Annotated in this window: 23 protein-coding genes; 11 read left to right on the top strand and 12 right to left on the bottom strand. The window is 59.4% G+C overall.

Annotation, left to right across the window (positions count from 1 at the left end):
- Nucleotides 1-37 precede the first annotated feature (37 nt).
- From CYR52_RS22890 to ftnA, 5 genes are all read right to left on the bottom strand, one after another.
- Complete coding sequence (locus CYR52_RS22890; protein WP_101828506.1) at nt 38-214, bottom strand: mRNA interferase; 177 nt, start codon at nt 212-214, stop codon at nt 38-40.
- Between the two features lie 706 nt (nt 215-920).
- Nucleotides 921-1,256: a YebY family protein gene (locus CYR52_RS09730; protein WP_072933320.1), complete on the bottom strand. Its 336-nt coding sequence runs from the start codon at nt 1,254-1,256 to the stop codon at nt 921-923.
- A gap of 33 nt (nt 1,257-1,289) precedes the next feature.
- The gene (copD, locus tag CYR52_RS09725; RefSeq protein ID WP_101828505.1) at nt 1,290-2,186 is read right to left on the bottom strand and encodes a copper homeostasis membrane protein CopD; all 897 of its coding nucleotides are present in this window, start codon (nt 2,184-2,186) and stop codon (nt 1,290-1,292) included.
- Nucleotides 2,183-2,557, bottom strand: a complete 375-nt coding sequence (copC, locus tag CYR52_RS09720; RefSeq protein ID WP_072933316.1) for a copper homeostasis periplasmic binding protein CopC — start codon at nt 2,555-2,557, stop codon at nt 2,183-2,185. The genes copD and copC overlap by 4 nt, the downstream gene beginning before the upstream one ends.
- 164 nt (nt 2,558-2,721) lie before the next feature.
- Nucleotides 2,722-3,231, bottom strand: a complete 510-nt coding sequence (gene ftnA / locus CYR52_RS09715; protein WP_072933314.1) for a non-heme ferritin — start codon at nt 3,229-3,231, stop codon at nt 2,722-2,724.
- Between the two features lie 359 nt (nt 3,232-3,590).
- On the opposite strand from ftnA, the gene CYR52_RS09710 reads away from it, so the two are divergent.
- Nucleotides 3,591-3,821, top strand: a complete 231-nt coding sequence (locus CYR52_RS09710) for a DNA polymerase III subunit theta (RefSeq protein ID WP_072933312.1) — start codon at nt 3,591-3,593, stop codon at nt 3,819-3,821.
- A 26-nt stretch (nt 3,822-3,847) separates the two neighbouring features.
- Here the strand turns inward: CYR52_RS09710 and pip are convergent, their stop codons facing one another.
- Entirely contained in the window at nt 3,848-4,804 is a 957-nt protein-coding gene (pip, locus tag CYR52_RS09705; protein WP_072933310.1) for a prolyl aminopeptidase, read from the bottom strand.
- A 441-nt stretch (nt 4,805-5,245) separates the two neighbouring features.
- On the opposite strand from pip, the gene CYR52_RS09700 reads away from it, so the two are divergent.
- A complete protein-coding gene (locus CYR52_RS09700; RefSeq protein ID WP_072933308.1) occupies nt 5,246-5,998 on the top strand; it encodes a carbon-nitrogen hydrolase family protein in 753 nt (250 codons plus the stop codon).
- A gap of 27 nt (nt 5,999-6,025) precedes the next feature.
- Complete coding sequence (gene exoX / locus CYR52_RS09695; protein WP_072933306.1) at nt 6,026-6,688, top strand: exodeoxyribonuclease X; 663 nt, start codon at nt 6,026-6,028, stop codon at nt 6,686-6,688.
- Between the two features lie 95 nt (nt 6,689-6,783).
- Here the strand turns inward: exoX and CYR52_RS09690 are convergent, their stop codons facing one another.
- The 4 genes from CYR52_RS09690 to dbpA all read right to left on the bottom strand — a co-directional run bounded on the left by CYR52_RS09690 (nt 6,784) and on the right by dbpA (nt 11,142).
- Complete coding sequence (locus CYR52_RS09690; protein ID WP_101828504.1) at nt 6,784-8,826, bottom strand: S9 family peptidase; 2,043 nt, start codon at nt 8,824-8,826, stop codon at nt 6,784-6,786.
- A gap of 155 nt (nt 8,827-8,981) precedes the next feature.
- On the bottom strand, nt 8,982-9,287 hold the full coding sequence (gene yqfB, locus CYR52_RS09685; RefSeq protein WP_072933302.1) for a N(4)-acetylcytidine aminohydrolase: 306 nt from the start codon (nt 9,285-9,287) through the stop codon (nt 8,982-8,984).
- A gap of 25 nt (nt 9,288-9,312) precedes the next feature.
- On the bottom strand, nt 9,313-9,648 hold the full coding sequence (locus tag CYR52_RS09680; RefSeq protein WP_072933300.1) for a YebG family protein: 336 nt from the start codon (nt 9,646-9,648) through the stop codon (nt 9,313-9,315).
- Between the two features lie 111 nt (nt 9,649-9,759).
- Nucleotides 9,760-11,142 (bottom strand): ATP-dependent RNA helicase DbpA, encoded by a 1,383-nt coding sequence (gene dbpA / locus CYR52_RS09675; RefSeq protein WP_072933298.1) that lies wholly within the window; start codon nt 11,140-11,142, stop codon nt 9,760-9,762.
- A gap of 317 nt (nt 11,143-11,459) precedes the next feature.
- Between dbpA and purT the strand changes: the two genes are divergently transcribed.
- Entirely contained in the window at nt 11,460-12,638 is a 1,179-nt protein-coding gene (gene purT / locus CYR52_RS09670) for a formate-dependent phosphoribosylglycinamide formyltransferase (RefSeq protein ID WP_101828503.1), read from the top strand.
- A gap of 51 nt (nt 12,639-12,689) precedes the next feature.
- On the opposite strand, the gene CYR52_RS09665 is transcribed toward purT, so the two are convergent.
- Nucleotides 12,690-12,929, bottom strand: coding sequence for a YoaH family protein (locus tag CYR52_RS09665; protein ID WP_072933292.1), 240 nt, complete (start codon nt 12,927-12,929; stop codon nt 12,690-12,692).
- Between the two features lie 167 nt (nt 12,930-13,096).
- Between CYR52_RS09665 and pabB the strand changes: the two genes are divergently transcribed.
- The 4 genes from pabB to CYR52_RS09645 all read left to right on the top strand — a co-directional run bounded on the left by pabB (nt 13,097) and on the right by CYR52_RS09645 (nt 18,706).
- Nucleotides 13,097-14,482: an aminodeoxychorismate synthase component 1 gene (gene pabB / locus CYR52_RS09660; RefSeq protein WP_072933291.1), complete on the top strand. Its 1,386-nt coding sequence runs from the start codon at nt 13,097-13,099 to the stop codon at nt 14,480-14,482.
- Nucleotides 14,479-15,087, top strand: a complete 609-nt coding sequence (locus CYR52_RS09655; protein WP_101828502.1) for a CoA pyrophosphatase — start codon at nt 14,479-14,481, stop codon at nt 15,085-15,087. The genes pabB and CYR52_RS09655 overlap by 4 nt, the downstream gene beginning before the upstream one ends.
- 349 nt (nt 15,088-15,436) lie before the next feature.
- Nucleotides 15,437-16,801 (top strand): L-serine ammonia-lyase, encoded by a 1,365-nt coding sequence (sdaA, locus tag CYR52_RS09650; RefSeq protein WP_072933289.1) that lies wholly within the window; start codon nt 15,437-15,439, stop codon nt 16,799-16,801.
- A gap of 309 nt (nt 16,802-17,110) precedes the next feature.
- Nucleotides 17,111-18,706 carry an EAL domain-containing protein gene (locus CYR52_RS09645; RefSeq protein WP_101828501.1) on the top strand — a complete coding sequence of 532 codons (1,596 nt, stop codon included), beginning with the start codon at nt 17,111-17,113 and terminating at the stop codon, nt 18,704-18,706.
- A gap of 47 nt (nt 18,707-18,753) precedes the next feature.
- Here CYR52_RS09645 and CYR52_RS09640 read toward each other — a convergent pair whose 3' ends face one another.
- Entirely contained in the window at nt 18,754-20,301 is a 1,548-nt protein-coding gene (locus tag CYR52_RS09640) for a TerC family protein (RefSeq protein ID WP_072933287.1), read from the bottom strand.
- A gap of 570 nt (nt 20,302-20,871) precedes the next feature.
- On the opposite strand from CYR52_RS09640, the gene manX reads away from it, so the two are divergent.
- Genes manX through CYR52_RS09625 form a run of 3 tightly spaced genes read left to right on the top strand, consistent with a single transcriptional unit; the run spans nt 20,872 to nt 23,597 of the window.
- Nucleotides 20,872-21,858, top strand: coding sequence for a PTS mannose transporter subunit IIAB (gene manX, locus CYR52_RS09635; RefSeq protein ID WP_101828500.1), 987 nt, complete (start codon nt 20,872-20,874; stop codon nt 21,856-21,858).
- 58 nt (nt 21,859-21,916) lie between these two features.
- Nucleotides 21,917-22,717: a PTS mannose/fructose/sorbose transporter subunit IIC gene (locus CYR52_RS09630; protein WP_072925241.1), complete on the top strand. Its 801-nt coding sequence runs from the start codon at nt 21,917-21,919 to the stop codon at nt 22,715-22,717.
- Nucleotides 22,718-22,733: 16 nt separating this feature from the next.
- Entirely contained in the window at nt 22,734-23,597 is an 864-nt protein-coding gene (locus CYR52_RS09625) for a PTS mannose transporter subunit IID (protein ID WP_072925243.1), read from the top strand.
- The last annotated feature ends 8 nt before the right edge of the window (nt 23,598-23,605 follow it).

Here is a 23,605-nt window from a genome sequence, read left to right as displayed (position 1 = left end):
AAACTCCGCGAAAACCAACCCCAAGGGGAGTTGGTTTTTATTTCATTCCGAGTTGCTTGAGAATCATTTTTCTCAGCGGCTCCGGTATCTCTTTTGCCGGAGGCCCCGGCATGATTGTTTGCCTGCCGTTAAGGAAGATTTTTAGAGGATTTGTTCCCTCTTTAAATTCCGCCCCCCGACCAGCAAGCCAATGTCTGAACCCACTTTGCTTCACTTTCCCTGTCGGTTTAAGTGAAGATAACTATAAACATTTTTGTTTATTCCGCCAACAGGAAGATGAACATTTTTGTTTATAAAATTGGCTACAACGAAAGCTCACCTGTTTCATAACACGAGTATATTGCTAAGCGATACCACGTCAGGCAGCTTGCCTGTTGCGCAGAGATGCAACGTAATTGCGAAGCCCCCGGGATCATAATGGCGCTATAGCGCGGATCTACTTCAGGGATAAGGACTTTAACTACCCAGCGCTATGAGGATTTACTGCTGTTTAGCTGGGCAAGAATATGCGCAACACCAGGCGGGACATGAGTCGCAAAAGATGCTCTAAAGTATCTGGATGTGCACAGTTCAGAGCTTACTTTGCTATAAAAACCGGATATGGAATTTCGGGCACTTTTCGGATAACCTCAAAAAACACCTTTAAAACCAAAAGCATAAAAAAAGACCGAATACGATTCCTATATTCGGTCTAGGGAAATGGCTCTTGGGAGAGAGCCGTGCGCTAAAAGTTGGCATTAATGCAGGCTGTTATGCCTTGCCCTTTAAAGCGTAGACGACGCAGGTGATTTTTCCAGCACCCTCACCGGGCAGTGATAGTGACAACCGGGAAGGAATTCACTTTTGTGATAACAGTCCCAAAACAAGCCCTTAACACTGGCGCTCTGCCATTTCCCTGACTTTTCATTGTGCCGTCTGGCTTACTCGCACAGGGTCAGCGCCTTCTGCTGCACCGCGGCCAGGCTCATTTTCTGCCCCGGTTGCTGTGGGTCGTCGAGCTGAATAATGGCAATCGGCTTCGCCTGGGTTTTGCCGGCTTTCACTTCTGCTTCAGCGATGTCGTTCAGCGGGTACTGCACCAGGGTGCTGTCATTGATGGCGTAAAGCGCATGGCCCGCGCGGCACTGCAACATCACTTCCTCACGGGTGAATGGCCATGCCTTGCCGAACTGGAAGCGGCTTACGGTGATGATATCCGCGGCGAACGCACTGCTGCACACACCGGCCAGCACCAGGGAGAGGATTACTTTTTTCATTGGGGAGTCCTTTACTCTATCCAAAACAAAAACTTAGTTTACCGCTACCGGCTCCAGGGTCGCAAACAGGCTGACCAGCAGCAAAACCAGTATCGAAAGCCCGAGCAGCAGTGAGGTGGCACGTACCACGCCGCGTTGCGCCTGCACCGGCGAGGCGGTAAAACGCGGCACAATGCGGTAGCGGTTATAGAGCGCCACCGCCACCATCACCGCCACCAGCGCCGCTTTCACCAGCAGTAGCATCTGGTACGGCGAACGGCTTTCAAACGGCCAGCCCTGCACAATCAGCCAGGTATCAACGGCGCCGGTGGCAATCACCAGCGCCACAGCCAGATGGCCAAAAGTGGAGAAGCGCAGCAAGGCGAGGATCGCCTCCTGACGCCACGGCCCGCCCCGGCTGAAACGCAGGCATCTCAGTAACGGCAGCAAACTGCCGAACCAGTAAGCCGCAGAGAGCAGATGCAGGGTATGGTTGGCACGTTGCGCCAGCCCGGCCATCCCTTCGCGCATGGCCGCATGGCCGACGCTGCCCAGCCCCACCAGCAGGGCGAACGTCAGCAGCAGAATAAGCCTGTCACGCCAGCGGTCAGCCGGCAGCAACACACTCAGCAGCAGCAAGGCGGCAAACAACAGATGCCAGCGCCAGACCTGGCCAAACGCGGTGTTCAGTACCGCCAGCCAGATCGGGAATGCCGTGACATCCGGCCAGCCCTCCCCCATCAGCCCGCCCTGCACGGCCACCATCAGGCAGGCCGTCAACAGGGCCACCAGCGCCGCGTATCCCTGCCAGTAACGCAGGCGCTGCAGCAGGACCGCACCAAATGCGGCCGGGGCCAGAAGCCGGGTAAACACACTGATGCCGAACAGTTGCATCACCGCCAGAAAATGCACAAAGCGGCATGCCACCCACAGCAGGGAAAGCGTACTCATTTTACCGTGAAGCGGTAGGTTCCCTGGGTGCGGTGCCCATCGACAGAGACAACCTTCCACGCGACCTGATACTCACCGGCGGGAAGCGCCTTATCCAGCGGCACCTGCAAGCGGGTGTTATCGCCGTTGTCACTGCTCAGCGCGGCGGAAGGTATCGTCATCTGCACCGGGCCGCTCAGGGTGATACGGCTGAAGCGGGGTTCTACGCCCTCGGTGAAGGTCAGGACCAGCTGTTGCGGGCCGCCCTGCACCAGGGCGTTGGCGGCAGGTGCCGAAGAAGCCAGGTGGGCGTGGGCCAATGCCGCAGGGGCGACGGCCGCGGTGAACAGGAACGCGCATAACACACGAAGACAAAGGAATGTTTTTGGCATAACAGACGTCTCTCTGGCTGCGGGGCAAAATTTGCGCCTACTTTACCCGATTCAGCCGGTGAGATGTTGCAAAAAATGCATTGGGTTATCGCGCGGAGGTGAAAAGAAAGGGCAATAAAAAAGGCCTGCACCAGGGTGCAGGCCAATACGTGCGCGCAATGTTTTTATGCCGCCGGGTCGCTGCCCGCCGTCATGTTTTTTAATTCTTTATCGATAATAAACAGGCCGTTACCGGTGTTGCTCACCATGCCCAGCTTGTCGAGCACGGATTTGAACAGTTTCTCTTCTTCATGCTGCTCAGCCACATACCATTGCAGGAAGTGGAAGGTAGAATAATCCTGCAACGTCATTGCCAGGTGGGCCAGTTCGTTGATCTTACGGGTAATCAACTGCTCGTGCTCATAGGTCAGGGTGAACACATCCGCCAGGGATGCAAACTCTACCGGCGGCGCGGCAATGGTGCCGAGCAGCGGCAGCGCACCGGTGTCGCTGACATAGTCAAACAGGCGCTGCATATGTTCCATCTCTTCACGCGAGTGTGACTTCAGGAACGCCGCCGCCCCTTCAAAGCCTTTGTCACTGCACCAGGCGCTCATTTGCAGGTAGAGGTTAGCGGAATAGAACTCCAGGTTCAGTTGCTCGTTAAGCTGGCTGACCATTTCTGGCTTTAACATAGACATATCCTTATAAACGACAGGCGAAGCGATATTTAATAATTTTTCGCATTATGCCGACATCCTTTTAAATTACAAACAGCAATTTTAACAATCGCAGAGAAAGTAAATCATCCTCTTGAAAATAGTCATTATTTTTTTATTACGGCACGACACCACCCAGCAACTCTCTTTATTTAATGATAATTGTTTACATCCCTTAAAATAAATAAAGACGAATCATTCTTATTTATATTTTATCCCGCCTGCCCCTTTCTTCCTGTTGCCCCACCTGCCCGGAAGACACACACCGCCTTGCCATTTTCACAGGCTTGCTTTATTTTTGCCGCAGCATAACCAACGCCCGGCAGGAGAGAATGATGGGATATAACCTGGCTGAACTGACACCCGATGAGATGAACCGGATCAATGTGGATTTGGCCGCGTCCGGCGTCGCTTTTAAAGAGCGTTACAATATGCCGGTGGTGCCTGAACTGGTTGAGCGCGAGCAACCGGAAGCGCTGCGTGATTACTTCCGCGAACGTGTGGCGTTCTACCGCAGCGCATCGCACAACTACTCACGCCTGCCCTATGAACCCAAAATGAAGTAAGCGCCGCCCCAGGCCGGGGCGGGCCGCTATGCCTTGCCGGCGAACTGGTCAGTCGCGCGGATTAGGCGATCCAGAATGCCCGGCTCGTCAAACGAGTGCCCCGCCCCTTCGATAATATGCAGCTCTGCTTCCGGCCAGCGGGCCGCCAGATCCCAGGCGTTCTGCACCTGGCAGGCCATATCATAGCGCCCATGCACAATCACGCCGGGAATATGGCGGATGCGGGTAACATTCTCCAGCAGCTGATCGTCCCGCTCCAGGAAGCCGCCGTGGCTGAAATAGTGGTTTTCAATGCGGGCAAACGCCAGCGCAAAATCATCCTCACCAAAGGAGGCGGCATTCACCGCCGGCATCAGCGTGACGGTCTCCCCTTCCCACAGGCTCCAGAGGCGTGCCGCTTCCAGCTGCACGACCGGGTCATTGCCGGTGAGGCGACGGCGGTAGGCACCAATCACATCCTGCCGTTCCTCCTCTGACAGAATAGAGAGCACGCGCTGCCATTTGTCCGGGAAGAAGCGCGAGGCACCATCCTGATAGTACCAATCCAGTTCCTGTTGGCGCAGGGTGAAAATGCCGCGCAGCACCAGCTCACTGACGCGTTCAGGGTGCGTCTGGGCATACGCCAGCCCCAGCGTGGACCCCCAGGAGCCGCCAAAGACCAGCCACTGCTCTGCCCCGGCCATCTCACGCAGCTTTTCCATGTCGTCGATCAGGTGCCAGGTGGTGTTGTTGTCCAGGCTGGCATGGGGCCGGGAGCGGCCGCAGCCGCGCTGGTCAAACAGCGTGACGTTGTAGTGTGCCGGATCAAACAGCTGGCGATGGAGGGGTGAACAGCCGCCGCCCGGCCCGCCATGAATAAACACCGCCGGTTTGCCTTGCGGGTTCCCGCTGCGCTCCCAGTAGATCTGGTGCCCGTCGCCGGTGTTCAGCCACCCGCTGGCGTATGCTCTGATGGGCGGATATAAGCCCTTTAATACCGTCATCTGCTGTTCCGATCTGCCTGATCCTGAGGTTTACTAAAACCGATTGTTACATTTGCGTCAATGAATTAGCTCTATTGTGTAGAGATTCCGGTTTTTTTGGCGATTTTCCCACCACTGTTACGCTACATTTTGTCCAAAAAGAGATCTTAAAAAAAACAGTGCGTTTAAAAATTTTGGTTAATAGCGCTTGAAAAATTTTCCCAATCAGCCGTTAATAAGGGTGCATACCAACCCAGCCACCGGTACAGAGAGGCCACCATGAGTAAGGGAATGGATAGCAAAAAAAATGCGAAGAAGAAGCCGTTGAAGACCCCAGCTGAAAAGCGGGCGGATAAACGTTCAAAAAAGGCGCATCCGCAAGAATGAGTCCGGCTGAACCGCGTACTTAAACCCGCTCTGGCGGGTTTTTTTATTGTCTCTGATATCTAAAGGATTGAGTGCATGAGTCGGATTGTTATTGCAGCGGCACAATATTGCAGCGTGCCATGTGATATCGAGAAAAATGTCTCGTTACATCGCGAGTTTATTGCCCAGGCAGCGGAGCATCAGGTCAACCTGCTGATTTTTCCCGAGTTGTCGATTACTGGTTATGAAATTGCCCAGGCGCCGGAGCTGGCCCTGATGCTTGGCGACCCCCGCCTCACGCCGCTGCGCGATGATGCGCGCCGCCATAAGATGACCGTTGTTTTTGGTGCGCCGATTATTACTGACGACCAGGGCACCTGCTGCATCGGTGCCGTGACCTGTGAGGCCGACGGTACCCTCTACGCCTATACCAAACAGCACCTTGCCGGCAATGAGCCCCACTATTTCTCCCAGGGCGAAGGCGGCCCGCTGGTGAATGTGCAGGGTTACCCGGTGGGGCTGGCCATCTGTGCGGATGTGCGCGTACCGTCGCATCCGGCCCAGGCCGCGCTTTCCGGCGCGCAGATTTATACCGCCAGCGTGCTCTTTTCCGAAGAGGGTTACCTGGAAGACACCCAAACCCTGGAGACGTACGCCCGGCAACATCAGATGGCAGTGTTAATGGCCAACCACGGCGGCCATACCGGCGGGTGGCAGCCGGCCGGCAAAAGTGCCATCTGGGCCGAAGGCGGCCATTGCATCGCCCGCGCACCGAGTCACGGCAATGCGCTGGTGGTGGGCACCCGCCATCAAAACCAATGGCAGGGCCATGTATTATCATTAGGGTAACCGTGACCCCTACCCAAAGGAGTGCCAATGATGCTGCGAGTTATTGATACCGAAACCTGCGGCCTGGACGGTGGCGTGGTTGAGATCGCGTCAGTGGATCTGGTCGGGGGAGAGATTGTGAACCCGATGAGCGATCTGGTTTCCCCCGATCGCCCCATCAGTATTGAGGCGATGGCGATCCACCACATCACCGAAGAGATGGTCGAAGGCAAGCCGCGGATTGCAAAAGTGATCGGCCGCTACCACGGCAGCCCCTATTATGTGGCGCACAATGCCGCGTTTGACCGCGCCATGTTGCCGGAAATGCATGGCCGCTGGATCTGTACCGTAAAACTGGCCCGGCAGGCGTTTCCCGGCCTGAAATACAGCAACCAGCATTTACGTTACGCCTTGCGGCTGAAAGTGGATGTGCCGGAGGGGCTTTACCCGCACCGCGCGCTGTATGACAGCTACGTCACGGCGGCGCTGTTGCAGCGCATTATGCAGGAGACGGGCTGGAGCGCTGAAGAGATGGCGGACATTACCGAACAGCCGGTGCTGCTGCGCACCCTGAAATTCGGCAAATACCGCGGCCGCCCGATTGAAACCGTGGCGCAGGAAGACCCGGCCTATTTGCGCTGGATGCTGAAATCCATCGACGATCTCAGCCCCGATATGCGCTATACGCTGAACCACTATCTGGCGCCCTGACCTCTACCAGACTGCCGGCTGATCCTTTTACCGATCAGCCGGCCCCTTTTCCGGCCTCCGCCGCGCACTGAATGCCGCGGCGGCACTGCCCGGCGTCAGGCCTGCGCCTCGTTCAGCGCCAGCACAAACGCATACTCCATCGCGATATCCTCATAGGCTTTGAAGCGGCCCGACTTCCCGCCATGCCCGGCATCCATGTCCGTGTACATCAGCAATTGGTTGGTGTCCGTTTTCAGTTCGCGCAGTTTCGCCACCCATTTGGCGGGTTCCCAGTACTGCACCTGCGAGTCATGCAAACCGGTGGTAACCAGCATATGCGGATAGGCTTTGGCGGTGATCTGGTCATAGGGGCTGTATTCCAGCATACAGCGGTAATAGGCTTCCTGATTGGGGTTGCCCCACTCGTCATACTCACCGGTGGTCAGCGGAATGCTCTCATCGAGCATCGTTGTCACCACATCCACAAACGGCACCTGCGCCACAATCCCGTGATACAGCTCCCCGGCCTGGTTGATCACCGCGCCCATCAGCAACCCACCGGCGCTGCCGCCCATCGCATAGACCTTGTCCGCATGGCCGTACTGCTGTTCCACCAGCGCGCGGGTGACATCAATGAAATCATGGAAGGTGTTCATCTTGTTGAACAGCTTGCCGTCTTCGTACCACTGCTGGCCCAGTTCGCCGCCGCCGCGGATATGGGCGAGTGCAAAGACAAACCCACGATCGAGCAGGCTGAGGCGGCTGGCGCTGAATGACGGGTCCATGCTGCTGCCGTAGGAGCCGTAGCCGTAAACCATCAGCGGGTTATTGCCGGCGCTGAACCGGTCACGCCGGTACACCAGCGACACCGGCACTTTTACGCCGTCGCGCGCCGTCACCCACAGGCGCTCACTGGTATAGTCGCTGCTGTCAAAATCTTTGACCTCCTGCTGTTTCAGCAAGGTGCGCTCGCCGGTGTCCATGTTGACTTCAAACATTGAGGCCGGGGTGGTCATTGAGGAGTAGCCATAGCGCAGCAGAGACGTCTCCGGGTCTGGGTTATAGGCCAGCCAGGTGACATAGGTCGGGTCATCAAAGCGGATCTCTTTCTGCTCGCCGCTCTGCCAGTGGATCTGGCGCAAATGGGTCAGCCCTTCGCTGCGCTCTTCCACTACCAGCCAGTCACGGAACAGGCTGAAGCCCTCCAGCATCACAGTATCGCGCGGCGGGATCACCGCCTGCCACTGTGCCTCGTCCGGCTGGTCAGCCCGGTAAAGGCCGAAGTTTTTACCGTCTTTATTGGAACGGATATAGAAATGGTTCTGGTAGTGATCCAGCGCGTATTCATGGTCACGGCGGCGCGGCACAAAGACCTGCGGCGCGGCATCAGGCTGGTCAGCATCCAGTAACAGGATCTCTGAGGTGGTGGTGCTGCTGAGGTGGATCAGGATAAAGCGCTCGGAGGTGGTTTTCTCCAGCCCCACATAGAAGGTGTCATCCTGCTCCTGGTAGATCAGGGTATCTTCAGCCGGATCGCTGCCGACGACGTGGCGGTAAACCTGATAAGGCAGCAGGGTTTTGTCATGTTTGCGCACATAGTAGAGCGTGCGGGCATCATTGGCCCATTCAAAACTGGCGGAGGTGTTGGTGATCACCTCGTCGGCCCATTCATCGGTGCCGATTTGTTTGATGCGGATGTCGTACTGGCGGCGGGAGAGGAAATCCTCTGCCAGGGCCAGTTGGCGGTTATCCGGGCTGACTTCCATCGCGCCCAGCGTATAGAACTCGTGCCCTTCTGCGCGCACGTTGGCATCAAGCAGGACATCCCACTCCGCCGCGGCGTCTGCCGGCTGGCGCAGGTAAATCGGGTATTCATTGCCGGGCTGGTAGCGGGTCTGGTAACGGAAACCGTGGCGCACATAGGGCACCGACGCGTCTTCTTGCGGGATGCGGTCTACCATCTCCTGATAGAGGGCTTCCCGCAGGGATTGATAGGGTTGCATGGCCTGCGCGGTATAGGCGTTCTCTGCCGCCAGGTAATCCAGCACCTCGGGGTGTGTGCGGTCATCGTCACGCAGCCAGTAATAATTATCGATCCGGGTATCACCGTGGGCGGTAATCGGATGCGGGCGTTTCTCTGCTTTTGGTGGTGTGGTCATGAACTGATCCCTGGCACTGCCATTATGAACCGACTGAAAAATGCGGGACGCGGGCGACAGGCGCTCCGGAGTCTGTACGGTCATCATACGTCATGCTGCGGCGGCGACGCGGGCGTCCCGTCACAACACATTAATAACAAAAATAATGATAGACCCTAACAGAGGGTGAACTCAATGCAGGTGAGGTGCTGTATGCCGGGGTAGATGGACCCGATGACCTGCTTCAGTTCAGGCAGGGTCATGTTCTCCTGCCGGGCATGGGACGCATCCAGCGCAGAGAAAGCCACAGGCGTGACGGAAAGCACGCGCAGGCGGCAGAAGGAAACCCCATCCTCCAGGCGTGAGACCTGCAAAATATCACCCGGCGCAACGTCAGCGTCACTGCCGCTGCGCAGGGTGATGGTTTTACGGCCTGCCAGGATGTCCGCCTCAAAACGGCGGTAAAAGGTGAAAGGTATCACGGCATCACTCCCTGATGGCGCAGGCTCAGGCGGCCTGCTCGTCGCTGCCTTCGGCCTTGCCGCGGCTTTTGGGTTTCAGGCGCGCCGGTTCTGCGGCGTCGTTGCCTGGTGCTGATGCCAGCACGCTTTCCAGCGAGCTGCCCCGCAGGATTTGCGTCAGCGGATCTTTATGTTCCGCCAGGAAGAAGCTCAGGCGCTCACGCTCGCTCTCTTCCATTTCCAGCGCAGAATGGGCCAGCCATTCAGACAGGGTATCGGCCAGATCCAGCATCTTGTCGTAAGCGTCAGCTTCTTTCTTGGTCGCAAACGTCATCTTTTCCTCGCCTTGTCGCACCACGACATATTTTACTTCTACCGTCATGAGTGATAATCCTCTTATGGCACACTACTGTATGAATATACAGTTTAAGTAAATCGGGGCGCGGAGGCAAGCCCTTTTACACATTCCGGAACCTGCCTCGCAAAAGAAAAACTACTTCAATAATCGGGCTTTACAGCTTTTGCCTTTGATTTTACCTTGCTGCAACTGCGACAACGCCCGGCGGGCGCTGGCACGGCGGATGGCGACATAGGCATGGACCGGGAACATGTCAATTTTGCCCACCTCGGCCGCCGTCAGCCCGGCATCGCCGGTCAGCGCACCCAGGATGTCACCGGGGCGGATTTTCGCCTTGCGGCCGCCGTCGATGCAGAGGGTAGCCATCTCCGGCTCAAGCGCGACCGGCGGGGTGGCAAGCAGTTTTTCAGCCGGTTGCCAGGTGGTACGGATGCCGAGGTAATCCTCCAGCGCGTGCACGCGCACCATCTCCTGCGGCGTACAGAAGCTCACGGCCAGGCCGCTCATCCCGGCGCGGCCGGTACGGCCGATGCGGTGAACATGCACTTCCGGGTCAAAGGAGAGCTCATAGTTGACGACCAGTTCGAGGTCTTTGATGTCCAGCCCGCGTGCGGCGACATCTGTCGCCACCAGCACCCGGCAACTGCGGTTGGCGAAGCGCACCAGCACCTGATCGCGGTCACGCTGCTCCAGGTCGCCATGCAGCGCCAGCGCGCTGATGTTCTCGTCAGCCAGCGCCTCGTAGACTTCCTGGCAGTCGCGTTTGGTGTTGCAGAACACCACGCAGGAGGTCGGCTGGTAGTGGCGCAGGGTGCCGGTCAGCAGGCGCAGCCGTTTTTCACGGGTGGTTTCCACAAAGATCTGCTCAATGGTGGTCTGTTCCGCTTCTGCCGCGATCTCCACATCCAGCGGGTCCTGTTGCACGCGGGCGCTGATGCGGGCGATGCCTTCCGGGTACGTGGCGGAGAACAACAGTGTCTGGCGGCGCGGCGGGGTGTAACGGATCACTTCATCGATGTCGTCGCTGAAGCCCATGTCCAGCATACGGTCGGCTTCATCCAGCACCAGGATGCGCAGGGCGTCCAGTGACAGCGTCTGTTTGCGCAGGTGCTCCTGGATGCGCCCCGGCGTGCCGACCACGATATGCGGCGGGTGCACCAGGGAGTCGAGCTGCGGGCCGATAGGCTGGCCGCCGCATAAGGTCAGGATTTTGATGTTCTGGGTAAAACGTGCCAGCCGGCGCAGCTCTTTACTGACCTGATCCGCCAGCTCACGCGTCGGGCACAACACCAGCGCCTGCGTGACATACTGCCCCGGCACAATTTTGTCCAGCAGGCCAATGCCGAATGCGGCGGTTTTGCCGCTGCCGGTCTGGGCTTTGGCGCGCACGTCGCGGCCGCTGAGGATCGCCGGCAGTGACGCCGCCTGCACCGGGGTCATGGTGGCGTAACCGAGTTCCGCCAGATTGGCGAGTTGCTCCGCCGGCAGCGGCAGGGAAGAAAATGAAAGTGTGCTCAAGACAGTAACTCTTATGGTGATCAGAAAAGGAGGCGGGAGTGTGCTGCTATACAGTCAGTTCCAGCAAACGCCCATCATAACAGAGCCGGCGCCCTGCGTGTTAATAGTGGCTTAACCGGGCGGAAAAAGCCGCATCCGGGCGGTTTTTTATCCATAACCTGCCTGTTCTGTGGCCTGCCTGCGCAGCCGGGCCGCACGCGGCAGCCCCCCTCTTCCGGGCAATAACCGGCACAGCCGTGACCACGCAAACGTTTTCGTTTATACTGCGCGCGATTTTCTCCGGTCTTGTCAGTTAACCCTGTAAATGAAGGTAAGTTATGTTGATCCTTGGAACTGCCCTGCGTCCTTCCGCCACCCGTGTCATGCTGCTGGGTTCCGGTGAACTCGGTAAAGAAGTGGCCATCGAATGCCAGCGTCTCGGCCTGGAAGTGATTGCCGTTGATCGCTATGCCGATGCCCCGGCAATGCATGTTGCCCACCGCAGCCATGTGATTAACATGCTGGACGGCAACGCCCTGCGGGCCGTGATTGAGCAGGAGCGCCCCGATTTTATCGTGCCGGAAATTGAGGCCATCGCCACCAGCATGTTGGTTGAGCTGGAGCAGCAGGGCCACAATGTGGTGCCGTGTGCCGAGGCGACCCGCCTCACCATGAACCGTGAAGGCATCCGCCGCCTGGCCGCCGAAACCCTGGGGTTGCCGACGTCAACCTACCAGTTTGCTGACAGCGAGAGCGCTTTCCGCCAGGCGGTGAGCGACATCGGCCTGCCCTGCATCATCAAGCCGGTGATGAGCTCCTCCGGCAAAGGCCAGAGCCTGATCCGCCATGAGGATGAGCGCCAGGCAGCCTGGGACTATGCCCAACAGGGCGGGCGCGCCGGGGGCGGACGGGTGATTGTGGAGGGGCTGGTCCGCTTTGATTTTGAGATTACGCTGCTGACCATCAGCGCGGTGGACGGTATCCATTTCTGTGACCCGATTGGTCACCGTCAGGAGGACGGGGATTACCGGGAATCCTGGCAGCCGCAGCAGATGAGCGCCCTGGCGCTGCAACGCGCGCAGGAGATTGCCAAAAAAGTGGTGACGGCACTGGGCGGCCACGGCCTGTTTGGCGTGGAGCTGTTTGTCTGTGGGGATGAGGTGATCTTCAGCGAAGTGTCGCCGCGCCCGCACGATACCGGCATGGTGACACTGATCTCGCAGGACCTGTCAGAGTTTGCGCTGCATGTGCGCGCCTTCCTCGGCCTGCCGGTAGGGGAAATCCGCCAGTTCGGGCCGTCGGCTTCCGCCGTGATCCTGCCGTCGCTCACCAGCAGTGATGTGCGTTTCAGCGGTGTCGGCCAGGCACTGACCGGCCACAACCAGTTGCGCCTGTTCGGCAAGCCGGAGATCGCCGGGTCGCGCCGGCTGGGTGTGGCGCTGGCTACCGGTGACACCGTGGAGCAGGCCGTCGCACGGGCCGTCGGGGCGGCGGCAGCGGTCAAGGTCAGCGGCTGAGGCCAAAAAAAACGGGCGCCGCGGCGCCCGTTTCCCCAGAATGCCCACCGGTCAATAACCGTGGTCATCCTCTTCATCTTCGTCCTGGTCGTCTTGCGCGTCCTGTTCCGCGTCATCCTCTTCGTCATCAAAACGTACCGCGACCTGCCCGCCCTGATGGGATTCCCGGATCTCCTGCGCGACCACAGCAATGGCCTGGCCGCTGCTCATCCCCTCTTCCATCAGCTGATGGATGCGTTCCGCAGCCTGTTGCTGCTCCTGATGTGAAAGTGCCGGCATACCCGCTTGCATGGTTCGTCTCCTCTGTTGACCGGCACAGTATACGCGCCGATGGCCCAATGGCCTACTCTCATGCCGTGCGCTGCCCGCCGCGCCGGGACGATGCCGCCCTTTTTCACCCGGTGCGGTTCTGTGGTAGGCTGGGCGACTGTTTTTGACTGCCCGGCCGGCCCGACACCATGTACGCAACCCATACCCTGACTTACACCCCCGATGCGCTGCTGACGCGCTTTGCCCCGCTTTCCGGTTCCCCGTGGGCAATGCTGCTGCACTCCGGCCGGGCGGATCACCTGCATAACCGGTTCGATATTCTGGTGGCTGACCCGCGCATCACGCTGGTGACCCACGGCGAAGAGACGACGATTGCCGGGGCCGGGGGCGAACAGCGCCGCACAGACGATCCTTTCCAACTGGTGGCGGAGGCGATGGACTCGCTGGGGCTGACGGCCGCGCCGGAGGCGGATCTGCCGTTTCTGGGGGGTGCGCTGGGGCTGTTCGGCTACGATCTCGGCCGCCGGGTGGAATCGCTGCCCAGCCTGGCCGCGCAGGATATCGCCGCGCCAGACATGGCAGTCGGCATTTATGACTGGGCCTTGATCGCTGACCACCACCAGCAGCGGCTGACGCTGGTCTGCCACGGGGATGCGGCGGCCCGGCTGGCCTGGCTGGACGTTCAGCAGGCGCGCCCGGCCCCGGCCGATGATTTCCGGCTGACCGGGGAGTGGCAGGCGAACCTGAGCCGCGAGGCGTATGGTGAACGCTTCCGGCAGGTGCAGGATTACCTGCGCAGCGGCGACTGCTACCAGATTAACCTGACCCAGCGCTTTACCGCCCCCTATCAGGGCAGTGAGTGGCAGGCATTTACCCGCCTCAATGCCAGTAACCGCGCCCCGTTCTCTGCCTTTTTGCGGCTGCCTGGCCAGGCGGTGCTGAGTGTGTCGCCGGAGCGCTTCCTGTGGCTGGCGGACAACCAGATCCAGACCCGGCCGATCAAAGGAACCCTGCCGCGGCTCGCCGATCCGGCCGCCGATGCCGCCCAGGCGGCGCGGCTGGCTGCCTCAGAGAAAGACCGGGCTGAGAACCTGATGATTGTTGATCTGCTGCGCAATGACATCGGCCGGGTGGCGGAACCGGGCAGCGTGCGGGTGCCGCAACTGTTTGCGGTTGAGCCGTTCCCGGCGGTGCACCATCTGGTGAGCACCATCACCGCCCGGCTGCCGGCAGGCTGCCACGCCGCTGACCTGCTGCGCGCCTGTTTCCCCGGCGGGTCCATCACCGGCGCGCCCAAAATACGGGCTATGCAGATTATTGAGGAGCTGGAACCGCAACGGCGCAACGTCTATTGCGGCAGCATCGGTTACCTCAGCCTGTGCGGCACGATGGACACCAATATCACCATCCGCACCCTGCTGGCTGAGGCGGGCCGCCTGCACTGCTGGGCAGGCGGCGGCATTGTGGCCGACAGCGATGAGCAGGCGGAATACCAGGAGACGTTTGACAAAGTGGCGCGCATTCTGCCGCAGTTGCGCCCGGCCGCTGAACCGCAGGAGGTTACCGCCGGATGAGCGACTATACGCTGGACGAGTTTATTACCCGCTTTACGCTGCAACAGCCCGCCCCGCCCAAGCCGCTGCGCGATGTGCGGCAGGCCGCGGTGCTGCTGCCGGTGGTCTGCCACCCGGAGCCGACGCTGCTGCTGACCCGGCGCGCCGATACCCTGCGCAAACATGCCGGCCAGGTGGCGTTTCCCGGCGGCTCCGCCGACCCGGATGATGCCTCCCTGATTGCCACCGCGCTGCGCGAGGCGCATGAAGAGGTCGGTATTCCCCCCGCCTCGGTACGGGTGCTGGGCATGCTGGGGCCGGTGGAGAGTTCCACCGGTTTTCAGGTCACGCCGGTGGTGGGGCTTATCCCGCCGGATACCCTGCTGGTGCCGAATGCAGAGGAGGTGGCGGACATCTTTGAGATGCCGTTGCAGGAGGCGCTGCGGCTGTCGCGCTATACGCCGCTGGAGATTGAGCGCCGCGGCATCCGCCACCGCATCTACCTGAGCTGGTATCAGCATCAGTTTGTCTGGGGCATGACCGCCGGGATTATCCGTGAGCTGTCACGCCATGTGGCCCGCCCGGAAGAGAGCGCCAGCATGAATCCCTCCCTGAATGCCGGTTAACCGCCATATCGTCCTTTTGATCCGCCTTTTTTGTGCGCACTTTTACTGAGCCACTGTCAGGAAGGCGATCTTTATCACCTTATTTATGGTAATATTCTGTATATTAGCCCCCTGCCATGATTTGCTACTGAAAAAGCCCCTGTTTTTTGTATGACAAACTAATAACGGCCATCGCTGCCCGGTTTTATGCAGCGTGTCGGGGCAGGAGGTTTCTCCACCCGGTAAGCCTTGCCATTAGGTAATCTCATGCGAAAAGGGGCCGCAGGCCAGGCAGCCTCACTACACTTAATAAGCAGGTCCCTGGTTGTTTTTAAGGCAACCGCCCCGTTTCCCCTGAAGGAGTTTCAGCGTGATCAGCGTTTTCGACATGTTTAAGATCGGCATTGGCCCGTCGAGTTCCCATACCGTGGGGCCGATGAAAGCGGGCAAACAGTTTGTTGACGACCTCGTCAGCCGCGATCTTCTGCCTGCCGTGACCCGTATTGCCGTGGATGTTTACGGCTCCCTCTCCCTGACCGGGAAAGGCCACCATACGGACATCGCCATTATTCTCGGCCTGGCCGGTAACCTGCCGGACAGCGTGGATATCGACGGCATCCCGGCCTTTATCCGTGATGTGGAGGCGCGCCAGCGTCTGCTGCTGGCCAACGGCCGCCACGAGGTTGATTTCCCGCGTGACACCGGCATGGTGTTCCGTCAGGACAATCTGCCGCTGCATGAAAACGGGATGCAGATCCACGCTTTCGCCGGGGATACGCCGATCTACAGCAAAACCTACTACTCGATCGGCGGCGGGTTTATTGTTGATGCAGAACATTTTGGCCAGGTGGATCAGCAGGCGGTGGCCGTGCCCTACCCGTTCAGCCATGCCAGCGATCTGCTGGCCCACTGCCATCAGACCGGGCTGTCGCTCTCCGGCCTGGTGATGCAGAACGAACTGGCGCTGCACGGCAAAGAGGAGATTGAGCGCTACTTCAGCCAGATCTGGCAGACCATGCGCGCCTGTATCGACCGCGGGCTGAATACCGAAGGCGTGCTGCCCGGCCCGCTGCGGGTGCCGCGCCGGGCGTCGGCGCTGCGCCGGATGCTGGTCTCATCGGACAAACTCTCCAGTGACCCGATGAACGTGATTGACTGGGTGAATATGTTCGCGCTGGCGGTGAATGAAGAGAACGCCGCCGGTGGCCGGGTGGTGACCGCCCCGACCAACGGTGCCTGCGGTATCGTGCCTGCGGTGCTGGCCTACTACGATCACTTTATTGAGCCGGTGACGCCGGAGATTTACATCCGCTACTTCATGGCCTCCGGCGTGATTGGCGCGCTGTATAAAATGAACGCCTCCATTTCCGGTGCGGAAGTCGGCTGCCAGGGTGAAGTCGGTGTGGCCTGTTCTATGGCCGCAGCCGGGCTGGCGGAGCTGCTGGGCGGCAGCCCGGAGCAGGTATGCGTCGCGGCGGAAATCGGTATGGAACACAATCTGGGGCTGACCTGTGACCCGGTCGGCGGCCAGGTGCAGGTGCCGTGCATTGAGCGCAATGCCATCGCCTCGGTGAAAGCGATCAACGCCGCCCGGATGGCGCTGCGCCGTACCAGTGCGCCGCGCGTGTCACTGGATAAAGTGATCGAAACCATGTACGAAACCGGTAAAGACATGAACGCCAAATACCGGGAAACTTCCCGCGGTGGCCTGGCCATCAAAGTGCAGTGCGACTAATCTTTCCACCGGGCAGCCGCTGAGGCTGCCCGGACACCTTCCCCGCCCCCTCCCCATTTTGCCCAATTCTTTCTGTGATTTTCTGGCTGGTCTGCGGAATTTGTATCACTATTATTCATGCTTCAGGCAGGCAATCCAAAAATAAGCCCTTTATTCTCCGCCTGTTCTTTGCGTCCGGCCTGTCAGCGGCGCTTTTTTCTGTCCTCGGTGTGAGGCCAGGTGTTATCAGGGAGTGGCCACCGATCCGCCCCGTGTGCAGCACGCCTGCGCCGGCAGCGGATTGCCTGCCGTTTTTCATCAAGGAACCCTATGCTGACACCTGATCATGCCAGTGCCAGATACCGCCTTTACCGCTGGGGCCTGTCCGCCGGTATCGGCCTGCTGACATTGCTGCTTATCCTCGGGCTGCGCGTTTATGAGGAGAGCCGGCGCATCGCCGCCACCCAGCAGGCGCTGGTCGCCCATACGGCGCAACAACTGGACATGCTTATCTGGCCGGTGGATCGGGCGCCGCTCGGCTATGACGCCTTTTACGGTATGGAATGCCCGCAAATCCAGCTGAAGCTGTTAAAGCAGGCGGCTGACCTCCAGACCCTGCGCTCGATTGTGCTGGTGCGCGACGGGGTATTGATCTGTTCCAGCCTGGTGGGCACGCTGGACCTGCCTTTCAGCAGCGTGTTGCCGGAATTGCCCGCCCACCAGAAGCTGCTGGCACTGCGCGCCTCCGTTGGCCTTAACCGCGGCGAGCCACTGATGCTGATGTGGAAACCCTTTGGCCCGGACGATAACAGCGGCCAGATCTACACGTTCAATATCCGCCTGCTGGCGCAATTCCTGCTGGAGCCGCAGCCCCCCTACGCTGACCGGCTGGTGCTGAATGTTTCCGGCAACAGCCTGGAGTACCACAAAAACAGCCTGACCCCGCAGGTAAACCTGAGTGGCCTGCCGCAATATACCCACAGTTCGCCGCATTACCCGTTCTCGATCTCGCTGTACGCCCGCTCTGCCTACCATCTGGCGTTTGCGCAGCTCTACCACCATTTGCCGTTGGCGCTGCTGATAAGCCTGCTGGTGATGGCGGCGGCGTACCTGGTGGCCGGCACCCGCATGAGCCTGGCCTACCCGTTGAACCACGCGCTGGACCGCAGGGAGTTTGCGATCTATTGCCAGCCGATTATCCATTGCCAGAGTGCGCGCTGTGTGGGTATTGAGACGCTGCTACGCTGGAACAGCCCGCGCTATGGGCCGGTGCCGCCGGATGTGTTTATCCCGCTGGCGGAGCAACATGCGCTGATTGTGCCGCTGACCCGTTACCTGATGGCGCAGATCGCCGATAATTTTGCGCTGTTCCCGCAGGACCCGGCGTTTTACATCAGCATCAATGTCGATGCGCGCCACTTCCACCAGCGGCAGATTTTGCAGGATGTGCAGCAGATCTGGCTCGCGAAGCAGCCCCCGGTGACGTTGATGATCGAGCTGACCGAGCGCAGCCGGTTGAGCGACATTGACAGCAAGCAGATCCACCAGCTGAAAGCGCTGGGCGTGCTGCTGGCGATTGACGATTTCGGCACCGGGCACAATTCGTTGAGTTACCTGAAAGGGCTGAACCCGGATGTGCTGAAGATTGACCAGTCTTTTACCGCCGCCATCGGCACCGATGCGGTCAATGCCACGGTCACGGACATGATTATCACGCTGGCGCAGCGCCTGAAGCTGAAGCTGGTGGTCGAAGGGGTGGAGACGCCGGAACAGATCGCCTACTTACGGGAGCGGCAGGTGGATGCAGTGCAGGGCTATTACTATGCCCGCCCGTTACCGGTGCAGGAATTCCCCGCCTGGCTGGCGCGGTTTCATGGCGCCACGCCCGACGGCGCACAGCCTGCCCAACAGGAAGGGAAACGCTGAGGGGATCCTGCGCCGGCAGGGTGCCGGCACAGGAAGAGGGTGAAGGGTTACGCCTGTACCGGTTCTTCTTCCGGCAAGGCCTCCACGTAGACCAGATCGATGCGGTAGTCTGACACCGCGCGGATTTCAAACCGGAAGCGGTGCAGCTCCAGCACCTCACCGGCCTGCGGCATCTGCCCGATGTGGGAGAGCAGCAAACCCGCCAGGGACGCGTAATCCTCAGAGGGGCTGACCAGCTCTGAGCAATCCAGCGCCTGTTCCAGCGAGTGGACATCCGCCCCGCCTTTGACCAGCCAGCCGCGCCCTTCCGGCACGATGTCCGGGGTTTCGTCTTCGTCCGGGAATTCCCCGGCGATCGCCTCCAGCACATCCAGCGGCGTGACCAGCCCCTGAATCACCCCGAATTCGTTGCTGACCACCACCAGCCGCCCTTTGGCGCGGCGCAGCACGGCCAGCAGGTTGATGACGTCCAGCGTCTCCGGCACGATGATCGGCGGCGTACGGGCCGCAAAGGCCACGATGTCCTCCCCCTGCTCCAGCGCCACCAGCAGATCTTTGGCGCGTACCACGCCTATCATCTCATCCAGTGAGCCGCGGCAAATCGGGAACAGGCTGTGCGGCGTATCCAGCAGTTGCAGGCGGATCGCTTCCGGCTGGCGGTCACAATCAACCCAGGAGATGTCAGTGCGCGGGGTCATGATGCTGCGCAGCGAGCGCGAGGCGAGCGTCAGCACGCCGCTTATCATGTAGCGCTCCTCTTCGGCAAACGCCCCGGCCGGGATCTCATTCTGCGGCTGTTGCGGATCGGCGTCCTGGCGGCGGCCGCCCATCAGGCGCATGATCGCCTCGGCTGTGCGTTCACGGCGCGGGCGGCGTGATTCATGCTTGATGAAGTTACGGCGCGCCACCTGGTTGAACAGCTCAATAAGAATGGAGAAGCCGATCGCCGCGTAGAGGTAACCTTTAGGAATGTGGAAACCAAACCCTTCCGCCACCAGGCTCAAACCAATCATCAGCAGGAAGCTGAGGCAGAGCACCACCACGGTCGGGTGGGCGTTAACAAAGCGCGTCAGGGCTTTCGACGCCAGCAGCATCACCCCCATCGCAATCACAACCGCCGTCATCATGATCGCCAGGTTGTCTACCATCCCCACAGCGGTGATCACCGCGTCCAGCGAGAAGACCGCATCCAGCACCACAATCTGGAACACCACCAGCCAGAACCCGGCATAGCCGCGGTTATTCCCTGTGCTGGCGTCATGCCCCTCCAGCCGTTCATGCAGTTCGGTAGTGGCTTTAAACAGCAGGAACAACCCGCCCAGCAGCAGGATCAGGTCACGCCCCGAAAAGGTCAGGCTGCCAACGGAGAACAGCGGCGCGGTGAGCCGTACCAGCCAGGAGATCAGCGACAGCAAACCGAGGCGCATGATCAGCGCCAGCGACAGGCCGATAAGCCGCGCCTTGTCACGCTGGTGCGGCGGCAGCTTGTCCGCCAGGATGGCGATAAACACCAGGTTGTCGATACCCAGGACAATTTCCAACACCACCAGCGTCAGTAAACCGGCCCAGATTGAGGGATCCAGCAGAAATTCCATGTCAGACTCCAGAATGAGAACAGGTTAAATGAGCAACAACCGGATGCCGGGCAGCCGCGTACGGCAGCGCACATACAGGGGCACCAGATCGGTTATCAACGGGGGCAGTACGGGGTAACAACATCAAGCGGGAGATCGCGTGTGTGCCGCAGCGGGGCTGGGAATAACGATCATCAGGGATAAAGCGACTTCGGTGACGGTCCATAAAGTGGGGTTGGCCCCTACACTCCTCATTAAAATAAGAACCGGCACTGTAACAGGATTTTTAAAAGACGACTACCATCTGATCTTACCATTTGAATTAATTTGTAACACAAGTGCGGTTTTTATCGCCGTCTTTCCGGCGATGTATTAGGCATCACGAAATAACAGAGCACCATCACATAAATTATTTCTTCGCTGACTAAAATAAATGGGTCTTGTGCAGCGCGTATTACAGCCTGATGAATTTACTCATTTATTTCTGGAAAACCAGGGTTTTTCGGACAGGTGTAGTGCATCTTTTATACAGCATCTGTCGCCGCGCCCGTCGTGCGCCGACGCGATGCAGTGATTAACAGGAGGTAGCGGGTGAGCATTGCGATTGTCATTGGCACACACGGCTGGGCAGCAGAACAGCTACTGAAAACGGCGGAAATGATTTTGGGCACCCAGGAAAATGTGACCTTTATCGATTTCGTTCCCGGTGAAAACGCAGAGACATTAATCGATAAATACCGCGAGAAAATAAAAGACCTGGACACCTCAGAAGGGGTGCTGTTTCTGGTGGATACCTGGGGCGGCAGCCCCTTTAATGCGGCCAGCCGGATCGCCCACGATGAGGAGAATTATGAGGTGGTCACCGGCGTCAATATTCCGATGCTGGCAGAAACGTTTATGGCCAGGGATGATGACCCGACCCTGGCGGACCTCACTGCGCTGGCGATTGAGAGCGGGCGCGCCGGGGTGAAAGCCCTGAAAGCGCCGGAACCGGCGCCGCAAGCCGCCCCCGTTGAGGCGCAGTCCCCTCCCCCTTCCCCTTCGTCTTCCCCGGCCGCACCGGCCACCCCCTCCGGGCCGGAGGCGCATATGAAAATCGGCCTGGCGCGTATTGATGATCGCCTGATCCACGGCCAGGTTGCGACCCGCTGGACCAAAGAGACCAAAGTCTCGCGCATTATTGTGGTCAGTGATGAAGTCGCGGCTGACCATGTGCGCAAAACCCTGCTGACCCAGGTCGCCCCGCCGGGGGTCACCGCCCACGTGGTGGATGTCGCCAAGGCGGTGCGGGTCTGGAATAACCCCAAATACGCCAATGACCGCGTCATGCTGCTGTTTACCAACCCCACCGATGTGCTGCGGGTGGTGCGCGAGGGCGTCAACATCACCTCGGTGAACATCGGCGGCATGGCGTTCAGGCAGGGGAAAACCCAGGTGAATAACGCCGTCTCAGTGGATGAAAAAGACATTGCCGCCTTCAGGGAGCTGGATTCCCGCGGCATTGAACTGGAGGTCAGGAAAGTCTCCAGTGACAACCGCCTGAAGATGATGGATCTGATCAACAAACTCAACGCCTGACCCGCGCCTGCGCGGCCCTTTACTTAATCAGGCCGGGTGCCTGGAGGAGAAAAGTGCAATGGAGATTACAACGCTTCAGATTGTGCTGATATTCATTATCGCCTGTATTGCCGGGGTGGAGTCTGTCCTGGATGAGTTTCAGTTTCACCGGCCACTGGTGGCCTGTACCTTAATCGGCATGGTGCTCGGGGATATCGAAACCGGCATCAAAATTGGCGGGACGCTGGAGATGATCGCCCTGGGCTGGATGAATATCGGTGCTGCGGTGGCACCGGATGCGGCACTGGCCTCGATCATCTCCACCATTCTGGTGATCGCCGGCGGGCAGTCAATTGGTGCCGGCATCGCCCTGGCGATCCCGCTGGCGGCGGCCGGGCAGGTCCTGACCATTATTGTGCGTACCCTGACGGTGGCATTCCAGCACGCGGCGGATAAGGCCGCCGAACGCGGCAGTTTGTCCGGCATTACCTGGCTGCACATTTCCGCGTTGATCCTGCAGGCGATGCGCATTGCGGTGCCTGCGGCGATTGTGGCGGTCTCTGTCGGCACCAGCGTGGTACAGGAGATGCTTAACTCGATCCCGGCGGTCGTGACCAACGGCCTGAACATCGCCGGCGGCATGATTGTGGTGGTGGGCTACGCGATGGTGATCAACATGATGCGTGCCGGTTATCTGATGCCGTTCTTCTATCTCGGCTTTGTGACCGCGGCGTTCACCGACTTTAACCTGGTGGCCCTGGGCGTCATCGGCGTGGTGATGGCGGTGCTCTACATCCAGCTCAGCCCGAAATATAACCGGGCAGCAGGCGGTGGGGCAGCCGCACCGGCAAATAACGATTTAGATAACGAACTCGATTAAGCACAGGGGCACGCAGATGAGTGATAGTCATAACGAAAACCAGGCCGTCACCGGCCAGAAAAAACTGACCTCCAGCGATGTGCGCGGCGTCTTTTTGCGCTCTAACCTGTTCCAGGGTTCATGGAACTTTGAACGTATGCAGGCGCTTGGGTTCTGCTTCTCCATGGTGCCGGTGATCCGCCGCCTCTACCCGGAGAACAATGACGAGCGTAAGCAGGCGATCAAACGCCATCTGGAGTTCTTTAACACCCACCCTTACGTGGCCGCGCCGGTACTGGGCGTGACCATGGCGATGGAGGAGCAGCGGGCAAATGGGGCCGCCATCGACGACGGGGCGATAAACGGCCTGAAAGTCGGGCTGATGGGGCCGCTGGCCGGGGTGGGCGACCCGATTTTCTGGGGGACGGTACGGCCGGTGTTTGCCGCGCTCGGGGCGGGCATCGCGATGAACGGCAGCCTGCTCGGCCCGCTGCTGTTCTTTGTACTGTTCAACCTGGTGCGGTTGATCAGCCGTTACTATGGCGTAGCCTATGGCTACCGCAAAGGGGCGGACATTGTCAGCGACATGGGCGGCGGCTTCCTGCAAAAACTGACGGAAGGGGCGTCTATTCTCGGCCTGTTTGTGATGGGGGCGCTGGTCAATAAGTGGACGCACGTTAATATCCCGCTGGTGGTGTCACGCATTACCGACCAGACCGGCAATACCACCGTCACCACGGTGCAGACCATCCTTGACCAACTGATGCCGGGCCTGGTGCCGCTGCTGCTGACCTTCGGTTGTATGTGGCTGCTGCGGCGCAAGGTCAATGCGCTGTGGATTATCGTCGGGTTCTTTGTTATCGGTATTGTCGGCTACGCCATCGGCCTGCTGGGGCTGTAACGGCTTTA

Source organism: Chimaeribacter arupi, assembly GCF_002858805.1.
Classification (GTDB): domain Bacteria; phylum Pseudomonadota; class Gammaproteobacteria; order Enterobacterales; family Enterobacteriaceae; genus Chimaeribacter; species Chimaeribacter arupi.
The sequence above is the reverse complement of the archived record's forward strand: the minus strand, read 5'-3'. Positions and strand labels throughout refer to the sequence as shown.